Source organism: Adhaeribacter terreus, from assembly GCF_042657365.1.
Classification (GTDB): Bacteria; Bacteroidota; Bacteroidia; order Cytophagales; family Hymenobacteraceae; genus Adhaeribacter_A; species Adhaeribacter_A terreus.
The window spans coordinates 89,600-108,394 of sequence record NZ_JBHSKT010000008.1; the positions used below are offsets into that span (position 1 = coordinate 89,600).

16 protein-coding genes and 1 other RNA gene are annotated in these 18,795 nt (G+C 44.7%); 3 read left to right on the top strand and 14 right to left on the bottom strand.

The annotated features are described in order from the left end of the window. Window positions 1-772: 772 nt before the first annotated feature. On the bottom strand, window positions 773-1,558 hold the full coding sequence (locus ACFPIB_RS13710) for a DUF1573 domain-containing protein (RefSeq protein ID WP_378018029.1): 786 nt from the start codon (window positions 1,556-1,558) through the stop codon (window positions 773-775). 182 nt (window positions 1,559-1,740) lie between these two features. On the opposite strand from ACFPIB_RS13710, the gene ACFPIB_RS13715 reads away from it, so the two are divergent. Then, entirely contained in the window at window positions 1,741-4,155 is a 2,415-nt protein-coding gene (locus ACFPIB_RS13715) for an alpha-ketoacid dehydrogenase subunit alpha/beta (RefSeq protein WP_378018030.1), read from the top strand. Between the two features lie 86 nt (window positions 4,156-4,241). Here ACFPIB_RS13715 and ACFPIB_RS13720 read toward each other — a convergent pair whose 3' ends face one another. Beyond that, window positions 4,242-4,793 (bottom strand): hypothetical protein, encoded by a 552-nt coding sequence (locus ACFPIB_RS13720; protein ID WP_378018031.1) that lies wholly within the window; start codon window positions 4,791-4,793, stop codon window positions 4,242-4,244. A 66-nt stretch (window positions 4,794-4,859) separates the two neighbouring features. Between ACFPIB_RS13720 and ACFPIB_RS13725 the strand changes: the two genes are divergently transcribed. Beyond that, the gene (locus ACFPIB_RS13725) at window positions 4,860-5,855 is read left to right on the top strand and encodes an acyl transferase (protein ID WP_378018032.1); all 996 of its coding nucleotides are present in this window, start codon (window positions 4,860-4,862) and stop codon (window positions 5,853-5,855) included. A gap of 330 nt (window positions 5,856-6,185) precedes the next feature. Here ACFPIB_RS13725 and ACFPIB_RS13730 read toward each other — a convergent pair whose 3' ends face one another. From ACFPIB_RS13730 to rnpB, 7 genes are all read right to left on the bottom strand, one after another. Continuing rightward, on the bottom strand, window positions 6,186-7,352 hold the full coding sequence (locus ACFPIB_RS13730; protein ID WP_378018033.1) for a sigma-54-dependent transcriptional regulator: 1,167 nt from the start codon (window positions 7,350-7,352) through the stop codon (window positions 6,186-6,188). 109 nt (window positions 7,353-7,461) lie between these two features. After that, on the bottom strand, window positions 7,462-7,977 hold the full coding sequence (locus tag ACFPIB_RS13735; protein WP_378018034.1) for a YciI family protein: 516 nt from the start codon (window positions 7,975-7,977) through the stop codon (window positions 7,462-7,464). Between the two features lie 122 nt (window positions 7,978-8,099). Continuing rightward, the gene (locus ACFPIB_RS13740) at window positions 8,100-8,786 is read right to left on the bottom strand and encodes an ATP-binding cassette domain-containing protein (RefSeq protein WP_378018035.1); all 687 of its coding nucleotides are present in this window, start codon (window positions 8,784-8,786) and stop codon (window positions 8,100-8,102) included. Beyond that, window positions 8,780-9,724 carry a hypothetical protein gene (locus ACFPIB_RS13745; RefSeq protein ID WP_378018036.1) on the bottom strand — a complete coding sequence of 315 codons (945 nt, stop codon included), beginning with the start codon at window positions 9,722-9,724 and terminating at the stop codon, window positions 8,780-8,782. The genes ACFPIB_RS13740 and ACFPIB_RS13745 overlap by 7 nt, the downstream gene beginning before the upstream one ends. Window positions 9,725-9,807: 83 nt before the next feature. Further along, window positions 9,808-10,350 carry a DinB family protein gene (locus ACFPIB_RS13750; protein ID WP_378018037.1) on the bottom strand — a complete coding sequence of 181 codons (543 nt, stop codon included), beginning with the start codon at window positions 10,348-10,350 and terminating at the stop codon, window positions 9,808-9,810. A gap of 97 nt (window positions 10,351-10,447) precedes the next feature. After that, complete coding sequence (locus ACFPIB_RS13755; RefSeq protein ID WP_378018038.1) at window positions 10,448-11,560, bottom strand: fatty acid desaturase family protein; 1,113 nt, start codon at window positions 11,558-11,560, stop codon at window positions 10,448-10,450. 230 nt (window positions 11,561-11,790) lie between these two features. Further along, an RNA gene (rnpB, locus tag ACFPIB_RS13760) (RNase P RNA component class A) lies at window positions 11,791-12,198 on the bottom strand. Window positions 12,199-12,343: 145 nt separating this feature from the next. Between rnpB and ACFPIB_RS13765 the strand changes: the two genes are divergently transcribed. Next, the gene (locus ACFPIB_RS13765) at window positions 12,344-12,721 is read left to right on the top strand and encodes a response regulator (RefSeq protein WP_378018039.1); all 378 of its coding nucleotides are present in this window, start codon (window positions 12,344-12,346) and stop codon (window positions 12,719-12,721) included. Between the two features lie 36 nt (window positions 12,722-12,757). Here the strand turns inward: ACFPIB_RS13765 and ACFPIB_RS13770 are convergent, their stop codons facing one another. The 5 genes from ACFPIB_RS13770 to ACFPIB_RS13790 all read right to left on the bottom strand — a co-directional run bounded on the left by ACFPIB_RS13770 (window position 12,758) and on the right by ACFPIB_RS13790 (window position 18,789). Further along, the gene (locus ACFPIB_RS13770; RefSeq protein ID WP_378018040.1) at window positions 12,758-13,732 is read right to left on the bottom strand and encodes a Smr/MutS family protein; all 975 of its coding nucleotides are present in this window, start codon (window positions 13,730-13,732) and stop codon (window positions 12,758-12,760) included. A gap of 216 nt (window positions 13,733-13,948) precedes the next feature. Continuing rightward, window positions 13,949-15,199, bottom strand: coding sequence for a mechanosensitive ion channel family protein (locus ACFPIB_RS13775; protein WP_378018041.1), 1,251 nt, complete (start codon window positions 15,197-15,199; stop codon window positions 13,949-13,951). Window positions 15,200-15,482: 283 nt separating this feature from the next. Then, entirely contained in the window at window positions 15,483-16,418 is a 936-nt protein-coding gene (locus ACFPIB_RS13780) for a DUF2279 domain-containing protein (protein WP_378018042.1), read from the bottom strand. Between the two features lie 129 nt (window positions 16,419-16,547). Beyond that, window positions 16,548-17,402: a dienelactone hydrolase family protein gene (locus ACFPIB_RS13785; protein ID WP_378018043.1), complete on the bottom strand. Its 855-nt coding sequence runs from the start codon at window positions 17,400-17,402 to the stop codon at window positions 16,548-16,550. A 55-nt stretch (window positions 17,403-17,457) separates the two neighbouring features. Continuing rightward, window positions 17,458-18,789 (bottom strand): cryptochrome/photolyase family protein, encoded by a 1,332-nt coding sequence (locus tag ACFPIB_RS13790; RefSeq protein ID WP_378018044.1) that lies wholly within the window; start codon window positions 18,787-18,789, stop codon window positions 17,458-17,460. Between the last annotated feature and the right edge of the window lie 6 nt (window positions 18,790-18,795).

Here is an 18,795-nt window from a genome sequence, read left to right on the forward strand (position 1 = left end):
CAGGAAAGTAAAAATGCTATGGTTTTCAGCCGAAAAAGTCAGTTTCAGGATTTACCAGATTAAGAGATTTGCATGACAATTGTCAGTACCTGAATTACAGAATTTCCTGATTTATCAATCTTAAGCATTTCGCCAGCGCAGCGTAGCCTGAAAACCACGTTACCCGAGAAAACTAAACTAAAAAGAAGCTAACTACGAAGGTGAATGATACCAGTTTCTGTGAGAGCGGCCTCCAAGCTTACCGGTTCCGTCAGGAAAGCCGCCATGCGGCTAGGTAAGGTTGCAGCCGCGAACGCAGAAACGAAGCCCGCCCGGCTTGAGGGAATAAATTGCCGATGAAAATTTAAAGTCAGATGTTTAGCAGTAAAGGTGTTTCAAAAACGGTATCCTTTGTAGTTGAAAAACTGCTGCCCGCCGACGAGGTCCTTCAGAGCTACGCTCGCAATCTTCGCGCTCCCGCGCTCAATTGTGCTCAGGATGACAGAAAAAAACGGTATGCTTTTCAGCAGAAAAAGTCAGAAATAAGGCTTCATAAGTTTCCTCGACTAGCGCTCGGAATGACGTAATAAGGGATTTAATAGCAAACCAAACTACCATTCCAAAGAGATCTCTCCGGACGTCGAGATGACCAAGAAAAACGGTATACTTTCAAGACCAAAAACTACAATGCTTCTAAAATCTTAAAAAAAAGATCCTTTTTTCCAAACTAAAAGGCATAAAAAAAGGCAGCGAAATAATCACTGCCATTAGTCAAAATAAAACTATGAAAAAACTATTTAAAAGGAACACTTGTGGTTCCCTCTTTAACTATGCTGGTTGGCGCAAGGGTTTTTACAACTTCTGCTTTCAGGTTAACCTTGGCCGGTTCTGAAACGATGTCGTTTGAAAAGATCTCAACAACCTCCGTTCTATTACCTAACAGATTCGGGTTGTAAGAAAGTTCCAGCGTCGCTTCTTTATTTGGTTTAATTGCGTCCGGAATGTGCTGCAAAGATACGCAATTGCAATTTGTTTTCACATCTGAGATAACCAGGTCGGTTTTACCGGTGTTTTTCACTTTGAATTTAGCAATTACCTGACGATAGCTTTCTACTTTGCCAAAATCGTGTGAATTGCCGGTTAACGTCAGCTTCGGTGATTTTGCTTTTTGCTCCGGAGTATAATTTTTAGCGGCTTCAGCACGGGTAAGTACGTCGCCTTTAATAGTCAGCACTTTGGTTGGTTCTGTGCCATTGGAAGTTACCGTAATAGATTTATTGAAAACTCCCGGACGGCCATTGCTGTTATAAGCCGCTTTCACAAAACCGGTTTTTCCAGGCATTACTGGTTCTTTGGTCCAGTCTGGTGTGGTGCAACCGCAGGAAGCCTGCACGTTCGAAATAACCAGCGGTTTGTCGCCGGTGTTCTTAAATTTGAATTCGTGCGTAGCAATTGTCCCTTCCGTTACTTTCGTAAAATCGTGGTTTTCAGATTCAAATTTCAGCACGCCTTGCGCAAACGTATTTACTGAAGCCAGCATAAATGCCAGGGCAGGCAGAATTGTAAAGATTTTTTTCATGGTTAACCGTAGTTTAAATATTACGTGAGTTAATCGTTACCGGAAGCAAATATATAAAAACCGGAAGTTAAATGCACTACAAATTTTCAGTACACTTGGTTTCCGGGCTTGCAAAATATTTGAAAACGGTTAAATTTTCGTACTTTTGGATGCTGAAATTTTCATAACACTAACGCTAAATTATGCAGCCAGCAGAACTCACGAAAATTCAAACGCTTACCAAAGAAGAAATTCTAAACGATTACCGCATTGCTTTCGAAAGCCGCCAGGCCAGTTTAACCGGCCGTAAAGAGGTTTTCATGGGCAAAGCCAAGTTCGGAATTTTCGGCGATGGCAAGGAAGTTGCCCAGTTGGCGATGGCCAAATACTTTAAGCCCGGTGATTTTCGCTCCGGGTATTACCGCGACCAGACTTTCATGTTTGCCACCGGCGAACTGACCATTCAGCAATATTTTTCCCAGCTTTACGCCCACACCGACGTTGAAGCCGAGCCAGCAACCGCCGGCCGCGCCATGAACGGCCACTTCGGAACCCGCTCTCTTGACGCCGATGGCAACTGGAAAAACCTGACCGAAATTAAAAACTCGAGCTCCGATATTTCCCCGACCGGCGGACAAATGCCGCGTTTGGTTGGACTGGCTTACGCTTCAAAGCTGTACCGCCAGAACCCGGATCTTCAGAACAACAAGAACTTCTCGGTAAACGGTAACGAAGTAGCTTTTGGTACCATTGGTAACGCTTCAACTTCCGAAGGCATGTTCTTCGAAGCTATTAACGCAGCCGGTGTTCTTCAGATTCCGATGCTGGTTTCTGTTTGGGACGACCGTTACGGCATTTCTGTTCCGGCTGAATACCAGACCACCAAAGGCTCTATTTCAGAAATTCTGGCTGGTTTCCAGCGCGAAGGCAAAGGCGAACAAGGCTACGAAATTTTCAAAGTAAAAGGCTGGGATTACCAAACGCTATGCGAAACATACGAAAAAGCTGTAGCCGTTTGCCGCGAAGAACACGTGCCGGTTCTTATTCACGTAGAGGAAGTTACGCAGCCGCAAGGCCATTCTACTTCCGGTTCGCACGAACGTTATAAGTCTAAAGAACGTCTGGATTGGGAAGCTGATTTCGATTGTATCAAGAAAATGCGCGAGTGGATCCTGGAAAACGAATACGCCACTACCGATCAACTTGATAAACTGGAAGCCGACGCCAAAGAAACCGTAAAACAAGCGCGCGCCGCCGCCTGGAATGCATTTATGGAAGGTATTAAAGCTGACCATGACAAATGCCAGGATCTGCTGAACCATCTGGTAAGCGAAAGCCAGAGCGAACACGCTTCCAAACTGGCCGAAATTGCCGAAGAGCTTCACAAAACGGTTAACCCGATCCGGGCTGATGCCGTGAAAGCTGCCCGCAAAGCGCTGCGTTATGTACGCGACGAAAAATCTGCCGCGAAACGCAATCTGAAAGACTGGCTCGAAGAAGCGGTTGGCGAAAATGCAGATCGTTATAATTCGTATCTATTCAGCCAGAGCGAGCAATCTGCTTTATTGGTAGAAGAAGTTAAAGCTGAGTTTACAGAAGACAGCCCTATTGTAGATGGCCGTGAAGTTTTGCAGGCTTGTTTCGATGCTGCTTTAGCGAAATATCCGGAAGTGTTTGCCATTGGCGAAGACGTTGGTAAAATTGGCGATGTAAACCAGGCGTTTGCCGGTTTGCAGGAAAAATACGGCGAACTGCGCGTAACTGACACCGGTATCCGGGAATGTACGATCGTTGGCCAGGGTATTGGTGCAGCTTTACGCGGCCTGCGTCCGATCACTGAGATCCAGTATTTAGATTATTTATTATATGCTATCCAGATCCTTTCCGATGATCTGGCCTGTTTGCAATACCGTACGAAAGGCGGGCAAAAAGCGCCATTAATTATCCGTACCCGTGGCCACCGCCTGGAAGGGATCTGGCACTCAGGTTCGCCAATCGGCATGATCCTGAACAGCATTCGCGGTATTCACGTGCTGGTACCGCGCGACATGACACAGGCAGCTGGTTTCTACAACACCGTGTTGAAATCGGATGAGCCGGCCCTGATCATTGAATGCCTGAATGGTTACCGGCTGAAAGAAAGAATTCCGAATAACATCGGTGAATTTACGGTACCGCTTGGCCAGCCGGAAGTCCTGAAAAAAGGTGAGGATATTACAATTGTAACTTACGGCTCGATGTGCCGCATTGTGATGGATGCTGCCAAGCAACTTGAAGAATTCGGGATTTCGGTGGAAGTGATTGATGTGCAGAGCTTATTGCCGTTCGATATTAACCACAGCATTGTAGAATCTATCAAGAAAACGAACCGCGTAATTTTTGCTGATGAAGATGTTCCGGGTGGAGCATCTGCGTTTATGCTGCAAAAAGTAGTGGAAGAGCAGGAAGCCTACCGCTGGTTAGATTCGCAACCGCGCACCATCGCCGCGCACGAGCATCGTCCGCCATACGGCTCCGACGGCGATTACTTCTCTAAACCAAACGCCGAAGATATTTTCGACACGGTTTATGAAATGATGCACGAAGCTGAACCAAAATGTTTCCCGCAGATCTACTAAAAAACGGTAGGTTTCAGGCTATAAAAAGTAAAAGCCCCGACTTTATGCCGGGGCTTTTTATATTACTTGATTCGTATTTTGGTTCGTTAAAAAAATATCTGAACCGGATCGGTTTCCACTGTATTGCTCAAATTTAAAGCTCGGTCCGCGATGGTTACTCTGAATTTCATGCGGTCGCCCGATTTAAAGCTGAGTGGGAGAAAGGATATAACAAGGTCATCGATGGTATAAAGCAATTCGCCTTCCAGGGCTCGTTTTTCCCCATCCGGATTCAACAGCGGGTAACGACCGTTTAAACTTATGGGCAGATTTACCAATTTAAATTCGCCGTCAGTTTCAAAATAAGTTTCTATAAAATAATTATGGTGAAATTTATTGAAACCATTCGCGTAATCGAAAGGTGCTAAGGAATCGGCCGGGTTTGCATTATCGATGCCCAGGTTTCCGTCGCCATCTTTAAACTTTAAGATGATCTTTATCTCGGCAACCTCTGTTTTCCTGAAATCATCGAAAACGGTTCTGGCAGAGATGCTTTTAAACTCGATCTGCGGCTCCGGCGGGTAAACCGGCTCCTTCATACAGGCACTTAAAAGCAGTAAAACCGGCAACCAGCTATATTTTAAGAATAAGTGTTTCATTGGAAGCAGATTAGAAACTATTTTTACAAAATTAACGCAGTAAACCTGCAATTGTTATCTTCAGAATTGAACAATAATAAACAACTTTTTAAAGAACTGCTAACCGGGCCGCAAAGTTTCGGTTTTGAAACACTTGCGCTGGAAATTTTTCGCTTTCAGGCACAGGAAAATCCGGTTTACCGAAAATATATTCAGTACCTGGGAATAGATCCCGAAGCAGTTTTCAGCCTCGAAAAGATACCGTTTTTACCCATCGAATTTTTTAAAACGCAGGAAGTCAAGACCGGGAAATTCGAAGCGGAAACCATTTTTAAAAGCAGCGGCACCACGCAACAGGAGCGCAGCCGCCATTTTGTAGCTGACGTGCAATTCTACCTACAAAACGCTGAACTCATATTTGAACAATTTTACGGCAAATTAACGGATTTTGTATTTCTGGCATTGCTGCCTTCCTACCTGGAGCAAGGCGAATCTTCGTTGGTAGCCATGGTAGATCATTTCATAAAACGCAGCGGGCAACAGGAGCCGGGTTTCTTTCTATATCAGTTCGATGCGCTGAAAAACGCTATCGAAAATGCCCGGGAAAGTGGTAAAAAAGTAATGCTTTTCGGGGTAACGTACGCGCTGCTCGATCTGGCTGAAACGGTTGGTCATACAGACTTTTCGGATGTAATTATTATGGAAACCGGCGGAATGAAAGGCCGCAGAAAAGAAATGATCAGGGAAGAACTACATGCCATTTTAAAAGCCGCTTTTAAGATCCGGAATATTCACTCCGAATACGGCATGACCGAACTGTTATCGCAGGCTTATTCTTCCGGCAACGGTATCTTTCAGGTTCCCAAAACCATGAAGATCCTGCTCCGCGACCTGAATGATCCTTTTGAAATTAACCCCAACCTGCGCAGCGGCGGCATAAATGTAATAGATCTGGCCAACATCGATTCCTGCTGCTTTATCGAAACTAAAGACATCGGCAAAGTTTACCCAGATGGTACTTTTGAAGTGTTGGGGCGGTTTGATAATTCCGATATCAGAGGTTGTAATCTGCTGGTTTCTTAAAAGGTTAAATTGTTTAATGGCTAAATGGTTAAATGGCTTAATTGTTTATTATTTATAATATAAAACAACCATACGCTACAGTTGTTCTGGGCAAATCCTTTTTCATTGCCGTCTGCTTTAGCTGACGGAAATGCGATTTCGTATTCCGGCTTCAGCCAAATTTAAATTTCCGTAATATTTAGGCTAAAGCCCTGGATAATTTGGCAATAATCCGTCAGCTAAAGCAGACGGCAATGAAGGGGGCAGAAACAAAAAGCGGCAGGTTTTTCACCAGAAAACCTGCCGCTTTTACAAATAACAATTTAACAATTAAACCATTTAACAATTCAATCAAACCGCTGCTTTCCCGGCATATAACTTCACATCTTCTTCAGTAATTTCAGCATCGCTCATAATCACCAGGCGTTCTACTACATTGCGCAGTTCGCGAATATTGCCGCGCCAGTCGAGTTTTTGCAGATATTCCATAGCGTTTTTGGCTACGGTTTTAGGTTTGGTGCCGTGATCTTGCGCTATATCTTGCAGGAATTTTTCTACCAAAGCCGGAATATCATCGCGGCGTTCGTTTAACGGCGGCACATGGATCAGGATCACGCCCAAACGATGGTATAAGTCTTCGCGAAAATTCTTGGCTTCGATCTCTTTTAAAAGATCTTTGTTCGTAGCGGCAACTACGCGCACATCTACCGGAATTTCTTTTTCGCCGCCTACGCGGGTAATTTTATTTTCCTGCAAAGCGCGCAAAACCTTAGCCTGCGCTGAAAGACTCATATCGCCGATCTCATCCAGAAACAAAGTTCCGCCGTTGGCCTGTTCAAATTTCCCGATACGTTGTTTTACCGCTGAAGTAAACGAGCCTTTTTCGTGACCGAACAATTCACTTTCGATCAGTTCACCGGGAATGGCGGCGCAGTTCACTTCCACCATCGGGCCGGAAGCGCGGTTACTTTTTTCGTGCAGCTGGCGCGCTACCATTTCTTTACCCGCACCATTCGGGCCGGTAATTAAAACGCGGGCATCGGTTAAGGCAACTTTGTCAATGGCTTTTCGCACGCGTTCCAACGCTTCGGAAGTGCCTACCATTTCGTAGCTTTTCGAGATCTTCTTCTTGAGCTTTTTCGTTTCCGTTACCAGGTTCGATTTATCCAGCGCATTGCGCACGCTTACCAGCAAACGGTTCAGATCGGGGGGTTTAACCAGGAAATCGTAAGCGCCTTTTTTGGTAGCTTCCACGGCCGTATCGATGGTGCCGTGCGCAGAGATCATAATAAAAGGAACGTCCGGGTTTAATTCGCGGGAACGGTCCAGCACTTCCATTCCGTCAATTTTGGGCATTTTTATGTCGCAGAGCACCACATCGTATTTGCTTTTAGAAAGCAGATCAAGGCCTTTTTCGCCGTCTTCAGCTTCTTCTACGGTGTAATTTTCGTACTCCAGAATTTCTTTCAGCGTGCTGCGGATGCCGCGCTCGTCGTCTATGATCAGAATTTTAGGCATAGTTTTAATTTTATGGGAAAGCCTTCGTTTTAAAAGAACCGTTTACGAATTGCCGGCTTTTTCGGCTTGAAAAACGGTAGGGAAAATTGCAAAAAAACTCGGTAATTCTTTATTCGGCTACGTTTTTCTTTTCCAGTTTTTTGTGTGTATCATTAACCTGCATCAGCGCCGCCGAACCGTACCACGGGTGCAGCTCCATAACCAAACGCCCCGCCTGAATAGCCGGATCGGTTTCGGTTAGTTTTTGCGCTTCTTCAATGCTGGTTACGTTAAAAATGTAAATGCCGCGCACTTCGCCTTTATCCAGAAACGGACCAGCCACTACGAGTTTTCCTTCTTCAGCAAGGCGGTTTATATTATTCAGATGCGCTTTCTGCAATGCTGCTGCCACAGTTTTATCCTGATCACGGTTCGGGCCACTTTTCAGAAAAGCCATTACGTATTGTTTCATGCCATACTCATCGGCGCCTAATTGTTGTGCCAGCGCAGCATCGTAACCGGAAGCTTCTATACTTTTGGCTGGCGCACTATTAGAAGCAGAAACCGTTTTGGAAGTTGAGGAGCAGGAAGTATTTAATAGCAGAACTGTAAGGCTAGCCAGGAACAATGTTGAGCAGTTTTTCATAGAAAAGTTGTAGCGTTTTGAAGCGATTTTTAGAGAAGTGAAATTAGCGGCTTTTTCTGGATATTGCAGGAAAACCAGGAAGCAAATTTCTGTTTAAAACGCTATGGTTTCGGGCTTAAAAACTAAAGCGCCTTCTTTAATTGACTTTGAAGATCCTGGTTCAGTTGTGCAAAAAGTTTTTCACGGATAAAGGGAAATTCTGCTTCTCCGAAGGTTTGTACGAAACGGCCGTTTTGCAATAGATGGATCTGGTTACAAGTATGTAAAAGCGGTTCAAGAATGTGCGCCGAGATCAGAACCGTTTTGCCTTTCTGGCGCAGCAACTCAACGATCATTTCCAGCGTTCGGTTCGACTCCAGATCCAGGCCATTGAAAGGTTCGTCCAGTACAAAAACGGGTTTGTTTTGTTGCAGCATCGCTAGCAGAGCCAGCTTTTTCTTCATACCGGTAGAATACGTTTCTATCAGCAGATCGAGCTGCAGTTGCAGAATTTGCTCAAACGCGATCAGATCAAAATCCTTATTCGTTTTCGGGAAAATATTCAGGTATTCCCGGCCGGTAAGGTTCGGGTAGAAAAAGTTAGTGGTTTCGAGGTAAGCAATGTCGGTATATTTCAGCGGTTTCCCATTGAAAATAATTTCACCATTTTCCGGTTTAACTACACTTGATAAAACGTTGAAAAAAGTAGATTTCCCGGCGCCGTTCAACCCGATTATGCCATGCACTTTTCCAGCAGCAACTGTAAGATCCAGATCCTGTAAAACCGGCCGGCCGGCAAAGGAAACACTGAGTTTTTTTATCTCTAACATGGCGGTAAATAGTGCGTTAAATTTTGAAGCGCCCGGCGGTATTGTCTGAAAATTAAAGCAAGCGGAAGTAAAATAAAAAACGGGATCACGACACTTATTTGGGCAAAAGATACCAAAAGCATGTTGCTGTTCAGCGTTTTATTTGGTTCGTAAGTGCTGTATTTCAGGAATATAGCGAAAGCCAGCACGCAGCTTTGGAGCAATAAAAAAGCCAGTGCAGCCAAACCCAACCACGGGTGAAAAATTGTTTGCAACAATATTACCGGCAGGCTTAAAAGCAACAGCAATTTTACCATTTGCATGATCTTTTTCCGGAGCAAATCTTTAGGGTTTCCGGTAATCGTACGCAGCAACTGCAAGGGTTCTGCCTGCTGGTAAAAATTCAGCACTATACCAAAAAAAAGCCAGAGTAGCGCCAAAGGCAATACTTTTACCCAACAAAACGCCAGGGCAAGCGCATAAATCAGAATTAGTAACGGAAAATTTTTCCGGAAACCGGCAATCCATTCGAAAGTATTAGCCGGAAATATTTTGCCGATGAAAATGAACCGGGTTTGAGTTGAAACGGTGGTTCGGATGTACGTGATGGGGAACAGGCCGGCTAGGAAAATGAACAAGCAAAACCAGTTCGGAGAAAATAATACTGGTAAAATAAATGGTAACGAAATTACCGCGTATTCCAAAAAAATGGCTTGGTGCGGCTTCGCTAAATGCAGGTAAACAAAGTTTTTGTCTGGCCGGTAAAGTTGCACAAAACTTGCTGCCACCCAAAGTAACGTCACGGCGAACCAGCAATTCGGTTGCTTTTGAAAATTGCTGTGGGAAATTGCCACCAGCGTAAGAAAAAGCATGCCAAACAATGCTTTATGCAAAAGTCCCAGCGTTTTTAATTCACGCCGAAATTGAAGCGTGCGGATCTGAAGCAGCGTGGTAGGCAAGGCTTTAGTTTTCAGGCGTAAAAGGATAGCGTTTTTCGGAACCGGCGTTCGGATTTTAATACGAAAAGCCTACCATTTTATTGTTACCGTTGCAATACTTCCAGCGCCTGGTTCAGGTGTCTTTTTTCGTGCGCAACTATAATCTCGTAAGCGGTTTCCAGTTTATACACGATCATGTTATTGGCCGGCGAACTGATTATGGTTTGCTTGCTCAGTAACCCGTCGGTGCTTTTCATAAAACTGATAAATTCCCGCTGGTGTTTTTCGAATTGCTCCAGAATATTGCCTTGTGTCTGGCTGGTATCCGGTTCCCAGATCCGGAAGGTTTTTATTTTCTTTTTCCGTTCCGGTTCAACCGATTGCAGAATGAATTTTCCGAGCAGGTTGGTGAAAAAGGAAAATCTGGCAATGAAAGGCAGTTTTAAATTCCCCGCCCCTACCGCTTTAATAACCGGATAATAGCTTTCGTTTATCTTAATAAGATGCGCTATATTTTCGGCAATGCTCCAGGTTTTGGAGTCTGGTTTGCGGTTCAGTTCTTCCTCACTCAAATGCCCGAAACTGCTTTTGAATTGCGCGGTAATTTCGTTGAGTTCTTTTTCCCAGAGTAGTATTTTCGGGTTCATCGTTCGGAGCTATTAATTGCGGGGTTTTTGCCGGTAATTTACGTTCGGAATTTCAGAAATTAAATAAAAACGCTATGCTTTCAGGCTAAAAAAGTGTTTACCCAATTGCTTCGTTCCAGTGCGGTAAACGTCCGAAACGATGAAGTGTATTGATGTGCGATTGCAGCGCCTGGCCAAAGGTTTCGTTCTCTAAATAAGGTACGTTAAATTCTTCGGCGGTAGCTTTTACAATTTCGGCGATCTGCGGATAATGTACGTGACAGATGCGCGGGAAAAGATGGTGCTCTACCTGGAAATTCAGGCCACCCACGTACCACGAAATCAGCTTGTTTTTCCGGGCGAAATTAACCGTAGTTTCCATCTGGTGAATGGCCCAGTCGTTTTCAATAATGTTCTTATCGTTCGGCAGCGGATGGCTTGTACCTTCTACAGTGTGTGCTAATTGGAAAACCACGGTAAGAATAATGCCGGCTACAAAATGCATGAGCAGAAAACCCGGTACAACTTCGGTGAAAGGAATGTTGAAAAACACGACCGGCACTACCAGGATCATGAAAAAGTAGATCGCTTTGGCTGCAATTAATTTGGTTAACGCAACCACGTTTTCTTTGCGGGAATTGGCATTGGTGCCGTTTTTAATGAACATCGGAAATTGAACAAGATCTTTCGCCAAAACCCAATACAGCGTTAATAAGCCGTAAAAAAAGAATGCATAAACGTATTGCAGCTGGTGATAGAATTTCACGTTAGTGTGTGGTGAAAACCGCAAAACCAAACGGTCTTTTATGTCTTCGTCTATGGTGGCAATATTAGTATAAGTGTGGTGCAGAATGTTGTGTTGCAGTTTCCAGTTAAAAGCCGAGCCACCCACCAGGTTCAAGGTGTGGCCCATCAGGTAATTGACCTTGCTGTTTTTGGAATAAGCGCCGTGGTTAGCATCGTGCATCACGCTCATGCCAATACCGGCAATTCCGGTTCCCATTAAAAACCAAAGTAAAAGGCTGGCCGGAAATGAAGGTTGAAAAGCCAGTAGAAAGAAAAAAGGCAAAACGTAGAGGCTGATCAGGATCACGCTTTTCAGGATCATGGCGCCGTTGGCATGCTTCGAGATCTTGTTTTCCGCGAAATAAAGATCCACGCGTTTCCGGGTGGTGGCGAAAAACTCATTCCGGTTGGCGCTAACAAATTTTATTTTATTATTCGGCTGCATAAAGGCTTGGTTAAACTGCTGCGGGTAATAAGATGCTTTTCTTACGAATTCAGAAATTTAACTAATAATATTGACTTTAAGTGCCAATAGCTTGGATTCCTGAAACTCCGGAAAAAATGGTATGAGCAATAAATGTTGCCTGAAAGGGTAGAAGAGGGGGATAAATGCAAAAAGCTGCCATTAATTTATTCTGAATTAATGGCAGCTTTTTTGAAAAAGTAAAAAATAAAAAAAACAGCAAGCCTGTAAGCCGGGTTCTGTCGCCACGGAAAATCCGCAACGGCTTATCATTTATCTAGGCCAGGCCTCGCGGCATGGCTCCATCAACCTACCCATCCCGACAGATTACCGAAGCAATCAGGGAGCGAGCAACTCCACATTCGGGACCTATTTGGTCTTTCAGCTCCTGAGGTTTACCCAGCTGCCCTGGTCACCCAAAGCACTGGTGCGCTCTTACCGCACCTTTTCACCCTTACCCTTTTTTAATTTCTAATTAAAAAAGGGCGGTTATTTTCTGTGGCCCTGTCTGTAACTTTCCAGTCGCCCGGAAAGCCCCTTCCCGTTAGGAAGCAAGATGCTCTGTGCTGCCCGGACTTTCCTCTCCGTCTGGAAGACGCAGCGATAAGCCGGCTTGCCGTTATTTTATTTTATAAAGAATTTATTTTCAAAGAACAAGAACTTTATTGTTATTTACAACAAGCATTGATTATTACTCGTTCCAAGTTCGACTGGCCAGATCTTAAACCTTCGCCGGTACAAAATTATATAATCCGAGCAATTCAGATGGATGTTCCACTACAAATTTTATTAGTAGAAGATAATCGTTTCTTCCAGCAACTTATTTCAGACTTTGCGGAGAGCCATGGTTTTGGCCTGCAAGTTGCCGAAAACGGTAAGATCGCGATCGAAAAACTGCAACAACAGAACTTCAACCTTATACTGATGGATGTGGAAATGCCCGAAATGGATGGTTACGAAGCTACCGATTTTATCCGGAACCAAATGCCTGAATTTCAGGATATTCCCATAATTATGATCACCAGTCATGAGCATCCGCAGCACGCTACCAAAAGTTTGCTTACCGGCGCCAACAGCTACCTTAAAAAACCATTCCGCGAAGACGACCTTCTAAAAGAGATCCAGACGCTGATGATTGGTTAAGGGCTTGCAAACGCTATCCTTTCAGCCCTGAAAAGTCTATTTCAATTTTACCTTGGTAGCGCCGTATCCGAATTTCTCTTTTTTAGCGTCTTCAAAATACTTTATTTCTTTATTCCGGCTCAATATTTTCTGAATTTCTTTCTTTAAAACACCGTTGCCAGTACCGTGAATAAACGTTATTTCCGGTAAGTTTGCGGCCAATGCACGGTCTAAATTATCCTGAAAAACTGCCAGTTGCCGACGCAGAATTTCAGAATTACTCATCAAAGTAACATCCTCGTCAGTAAGCTTTTCAATATGCAGATCTATTTCGGAAGCCGGCGTTTTTAGTTTGTAATTGTCAGCCACTGGTTCCGGATTTTCGCTCAGATGTTGCAGAATTTTGCCGGTATTAACTTCGGCCGGTTTATTGTCTACCTGAAACAGATAACCTTCTTTTTTTAGTACCGGCACCACATTTTTACTCTTGTAAAACGACGAAGCTTTAAATTTTAACCGTTTGAGTTCGGGTTGTAAAAGCGAAGTTGTACCGGCGCGGTGCAGTAAAAACTGCATGATCACATCCGGCCATTTATCAAAATCTTTCAGGTGCATGTGCGAAACGGCTTTGCTGCTCCGCGCATTTAACTTATCGTTCAGAATGCCCTTGTATTTTGCATCGCGTTCTTCACCGTAAGTAAAAAGCAGGTCGTAATCGGTATTATTTACCACGTTTACGGCCAGTAATTCCGGGCTTTGGTGTACCAGGGCCACGTAAATACCAGAGCCCGAAAGTACCGGTGAAACCGGATTGGTAAAAAGCTGCTGGCTTTTCTGCGCCTGGGTTTGTTCTGCAGGTTCATTGCCTAAAAATTTGGCTTCTTCGGCTGCAATTACTACCACTTCGCGGCGCATCACCGGAATCGTAAAATCGCCGTCTATTGCAATTTCAACTTGGTCGGTGCCAATAAATCGGGTAATAATGCCTTCTTCGCGGCCGTGCATTAAACGCACGCGGTCTCCTATATTCATTTCTTTAATGAGCTAATTTATTAATGTGCTGAGGTACTATTTTCTTTCTTTTCTGAAATATGTTTTACGCCAGCTTTTCCTTTCAAAGTTACGGATTATTCGGTCAGAGTTTTTCAGTTAAATTTCCTACTGTTTTTCAGGTTCATTTCAGAGTTTTCCGGCGGAAAAGCATAGCGTTTTATTTTATTGGAATTTGTACTGAAAGCATATTGCAACTTACACCTGCCGCGGCACATTTTTTTCTGACAGCACCTGGCTTAATTTTTCGCCAGCCAGAACAATGTCATTGCCGCTTGGGCTCTGGAAAATTTCGAGGTCGAAGTGGGAAGCTGCGGCCAGCAGATGGTCGAAAATATCGCTTTGGATGCCTTCGTATTCAGCAAAAGCCACCGTGTTGGTAAAGCAATAGATCTCGATGGGCAAGCCGTGATCGGTAGGAGCAAGCTGCCTTACGATTAAGGTCATCTCTGAATTAATGCGTTTATGGGCGCGCAAAAATGCTTCGGTATAGTGCCGGAAAACCCCGATGTTGGTCATGCGGCGGCCGTTAATTAACGTGCTGGTATCAATGGCATTTTCGCGGTTAAAATTTTCTATTTCTTCCTGCCGGCGGTTCACGTATTCGGTAATGAGGTAATATTTTTTGAACCGCTCGCGCATTTCCGGATCCACGAATTTCACGGAGCGCTGGTTCAGGAAAATAGCCCTTTTTATGCGCCGGCCACCACTTTCCTGCATGCCGCGCCAGTTCTTAAAACTATCGGTAATGAAATAATAAGTAGGCACGGCAGTAATGGTTTTGTCCCAGTTCCTGATCTTTACCGTGTTCAGGTTCAAGGCAATAACGTCGCCGTCGGCATTGAATTTCGGCATTTCTACCCAGTCGCCCACGCGCACCATGTCGTTGGCGGAAATTTGTACGCTGGCTACCAGACCCAGAATGGTGTCTTTAAAAATGAGCAGTATAATGGCCGTCATGGCGCCGAAAGCACTCAGGAAATAAACCGGCGAACGGCCCAATAAAATAGAAAGCACCAGAATGGCAGCTGCAATATAAATGAGAATGCGCGTGAGCTGAAAATAACTGGCAATAGGTTTGTTTTTAAAGACCGGCGAAGCGATCAGGAAAGCCTCCATGCCCGTAAGAAAAGAGGTAATAATGCGCATGATCACGAAGATGATGTACACATCAACTGCTTTCAGAGTAACAGCCAGAATTTCGGGATAATCAGCAAAAACTACCGGCGTAAGTAACCGGAAAAGCAATACCGGCACAATGTGCGCCAGGTTTTCGAAGAGTTTATGCTCCACAAAAAGATCATCCCATTTGGCAGTGGTGCGGGCAAAAAAAGTGTGCAGCGTTCTTACCAGCAATACGCGGGTTAACTGCCACGAAACCACGGCCAGCAGCACCAGGGAGGTAAATAAAATAAAAGCCGTAACTGCCGGAATCCAGGTCGGAGCCATGCCGCTATTGCTTAAAAACTGCTCTATCCAATGCTCTAAAATGTCCATAAATCAACCATATTCCGGGCTTAATCTTCCCGAGCTTTGCAACGAAGATACGCAGGGCTGCCTGGTTTCTGAAATTTAAGTGCCGTAAAAAAGTATTGGTAATCTGTTATTTATATCAGAAAAACCCGGTAACAGGAAAGTTTTATGAAAATGTAAGGCCGTTAAATGAAGATTGGCAGGTGATATTATCCGAAGTTTCCGGCAGTTTTTATACGGAAAAGTATACCGTTTTTACTTAATAATAAAGCCCGTGAAAACGGAGTTTATTCCGATTATTATACTCCAAAGCCGGAGCCGGCAAATGGAAAATATCCAGTATATAAAATGCGGTTCTTAATATTTTACTGCGAGTTTTAATGGCGCGTAAATTCAGGTCTACGGTCAGGTAATATTGCCGGTAGGGCTTAAGCGGTTGTCCTAAATTTTCCAGCCCGGCCTGCCGGTTCATCTCCGGATCGTTATAAACCATTTCTTCGGCGCCGTAGCCAGCCGCCAGGTTCAGCCATTTCGGGTATTTGCTTTCATGGGGCAGAAATTTTGCCACATCTACGCTGAGCCAGTACGTTTGGCCGTTGTAATCTTTCAAAGCGCGTTCGGCTAAACTTTGCCCTAAAACATTGGGCCGCAAAGCTGCATAACGGGTTTTATGGAACGAAAACTTCGGTTGAATTCTGATCTCGCGCCAGGCCAGTTGCTGCGCTAAAACCGCTGCCGAACCGGTTGTGTTCGCGATCAGATCCCCGGCAGAAGCACCGTAACTTTCCTGGTAACCGTCTAAAAGTTCGATGGGCGTTTGCAGTAAAATTCCGGTTAAGCTGCCCAGCCAGATGGCTTGTTTTTCCGAAAGTCCGGTTTGCTTTAAAGCATCTACGCCGCCTTTGCTTTCTTGAAAGGCACCCCAGAAATGCCCGGCTTTGTCCATTTGCTTCCATTCAGCATTGTCGTTGAAAAAATGGAAGTGGGTTTGGGTATTTTTATCGTACCAGGCCTGGCTCAAACCTACCATCCCAGCCACGTAAACCACACCGATCCCACCGCCGATCAAAGCAATTTTTTTGTTCGGAACCTTCCCGGAAACGGTATCGGCTGGAGAAAAAAAAGTGCTTGCTGACGCTTGTAAGCCAAACAGCAGGCAGAAAATAAGGAGGAATATTTTCGGAAGAAATTTCAAATCAAAGCTTTAAAAGCGAAAGATACGGGAAAGGACGGGCAATAAAAAAGCCTCTCCAATGCGGAAAGGCTTTTTTGTAACTTGAGTTTTAAGATGAAAAAGGCTACCGTTTCCGGAAATAGAACGGGTTTATTTCTTCACTGCAAATTTGCGTTTCAGATAATCGAGCGCCATTTTATCGGCCTGTTTCGAGAAAGTGTTGTTGTAGGTCGAGCTGCTTGGGTTGGCAAAAGCGTGGTCAGCATCAAAAGTTTTAACTGATAATACTTTGCCTGCCTCTTTCATTTTTTTCTGGAATTCGCTTACCACTTTTGGCGTAATGTTCTGATCTTTTTTAGCGAAAATACCCAGCACATCGCATTTCAGGGTTTTTAATTTTTTTACGTCCGTTTCAGGCATGCCGTAATACATTACGCAGCCCAGCGCATTTTTACCCGCCAGCATAGCCGCCTGCAACGACCAGCTTCCGCCAAAGCACCAGCCAATGGTAGCAAATTTTGCTTTCTTACCGGCAAAAGCCATCGCTCCTTTTAGGATTCCGGTGGCGCGTTCGTCGGTTACATCTTTCACATATTCCGCGGCTGTTTTAGCGCTATCGGCTACCCGGCCATCATACAAGTCTACGGCAATTACGTTTACGTGCGGCATGGCTTTGGCAAATTTGTCGGCTTCCTGTTTAATGTAATCGTTCAGGCCCCACCACTCATGCACCACAATCAGGTAATTGTCAGATGGTTTGGTGGCTTTTACCAGGTAAGCGCGGCCTTCTTCGCCACCGGCAACCGGAAACGAAACGATCTCCCCGGCCGGTTCTTCCAGGGTAAATGGTAGCGGGCTGGCGTGCATGGCCTGAAATTCCTGGTTAGAAGCAAATACCGCAAATTGTTCCGGAGCCGTTTTGGTGCAACAGGAAGTTTTGGTTTGCGCTTGAGCAAAAGGCATAAAAGCCAGCCAGCAGAGTGCCGAGAATAAAAGTTTTTTCATGGGTGTGAATGGATTTGGTTAAAGAGTTTTTGTGGCTAAAAAGATACGGTTTTTTCTATATATAAGAAACAGCCTGATTTTTTTCTGCCAACCCTTTTTTATAAGCTGCTAAACAGCGTTCCCGCGCAAAAGCATGCTCAACCATCGGTTTCGGGTAAGCGGTAGAACCCAATTCCGGCAGCCATTTTTTTACGTATTCCAGTTTGGAGTCAAATTTTTTGAGCTGACTTTCGGGGTTGAAGATCCGGAAATACGGGGCCGCATCGCAACCGCAACCGGTTACCCACTGCCAGTTTCCGTTGTTGGCCGCCAAGTCATAATCTAAAAGCTTTTCTGCAAAATAAGCTTCGCCCCAACGCCAGTCTATTAGTAAATGTTTCACCAGAAAACTGGCCGTAACCATGCGCACGCGGTTGTGCATAAAACCGGTTTCATTCATTTGGCGCATACCGGCATCTACCAACGGAAACCCGGTTTTGCCTTTGCACCAGCGCTGAAATTCTGCTTCGTTGTTGCGCCATTTTATATTGTCGTAAGCCGGTTTAAAAGCCTGGGTTTCTACTTCCGGAAAATGGTATAGGATCTGCATAAAAAACTCGCGCCAGATCAGTTCCGAAAGAAAAACTGCATTTTCTTTTAACGCGAACGCGACCAGTTTCCGGATGCTGATGGTACCGAACCGCAAATGCAAACCCAACCGCGTTGTGCCTTCCAAAGCCGGAAAATCGCGGTGCTTTTCATATTGCCTTATTATTTCAACATCGGGTTTGGCGCTAGGGAATTTAATGCCTGCCGGTTCAAAACCTAAACTTTTCAGATCCGGAAATGGCAATGGCTCCGTCTTCAGGAAATGCTGCGTGTATTTTAAAACCGGATAAGCTTTCAGGTGAAAAGGCTTTAAGGTGGCTTCCCATTTTTTGCGGTAAGGCGTGTAAACGGAATACGGTTTGCTATCTTCTTTCACCACTTCCGCCTTTTCAAAAATTACCTGGTCTTTGAAGGTGAAAAACGGTATGTTTTTGGCGCTTAAAAGTGATTCTATATGTTCGTCGCGCTGACAGGCGTATGGTTCGTAATCGTGGTTGACGTAAACCTCCTGCACATTATATTCCTGCAAAACTTCTCCGAAAACTACTTCAGGGTTGCCGGTTTTTACCAGCAAAGCGCTACCGTTTTTTTTGAGTTTCTGGGCTATTTCCGATACCGTTTTTTGTATAAATTCTACCCGCGCATCCTGCCGGTTTTCCAGCTTATCCAGAATTTCGGTATCGAAAATAAAGAGTGGCAGCACCGGGTATTTGCTTTTTAAAGCGTGATGCAAGCCGGCGTTATCTTCCAGCCGCAGGTCCCGGCGGAACCAGAAAATACTGATCGGTTCAGAATTCATGTATAA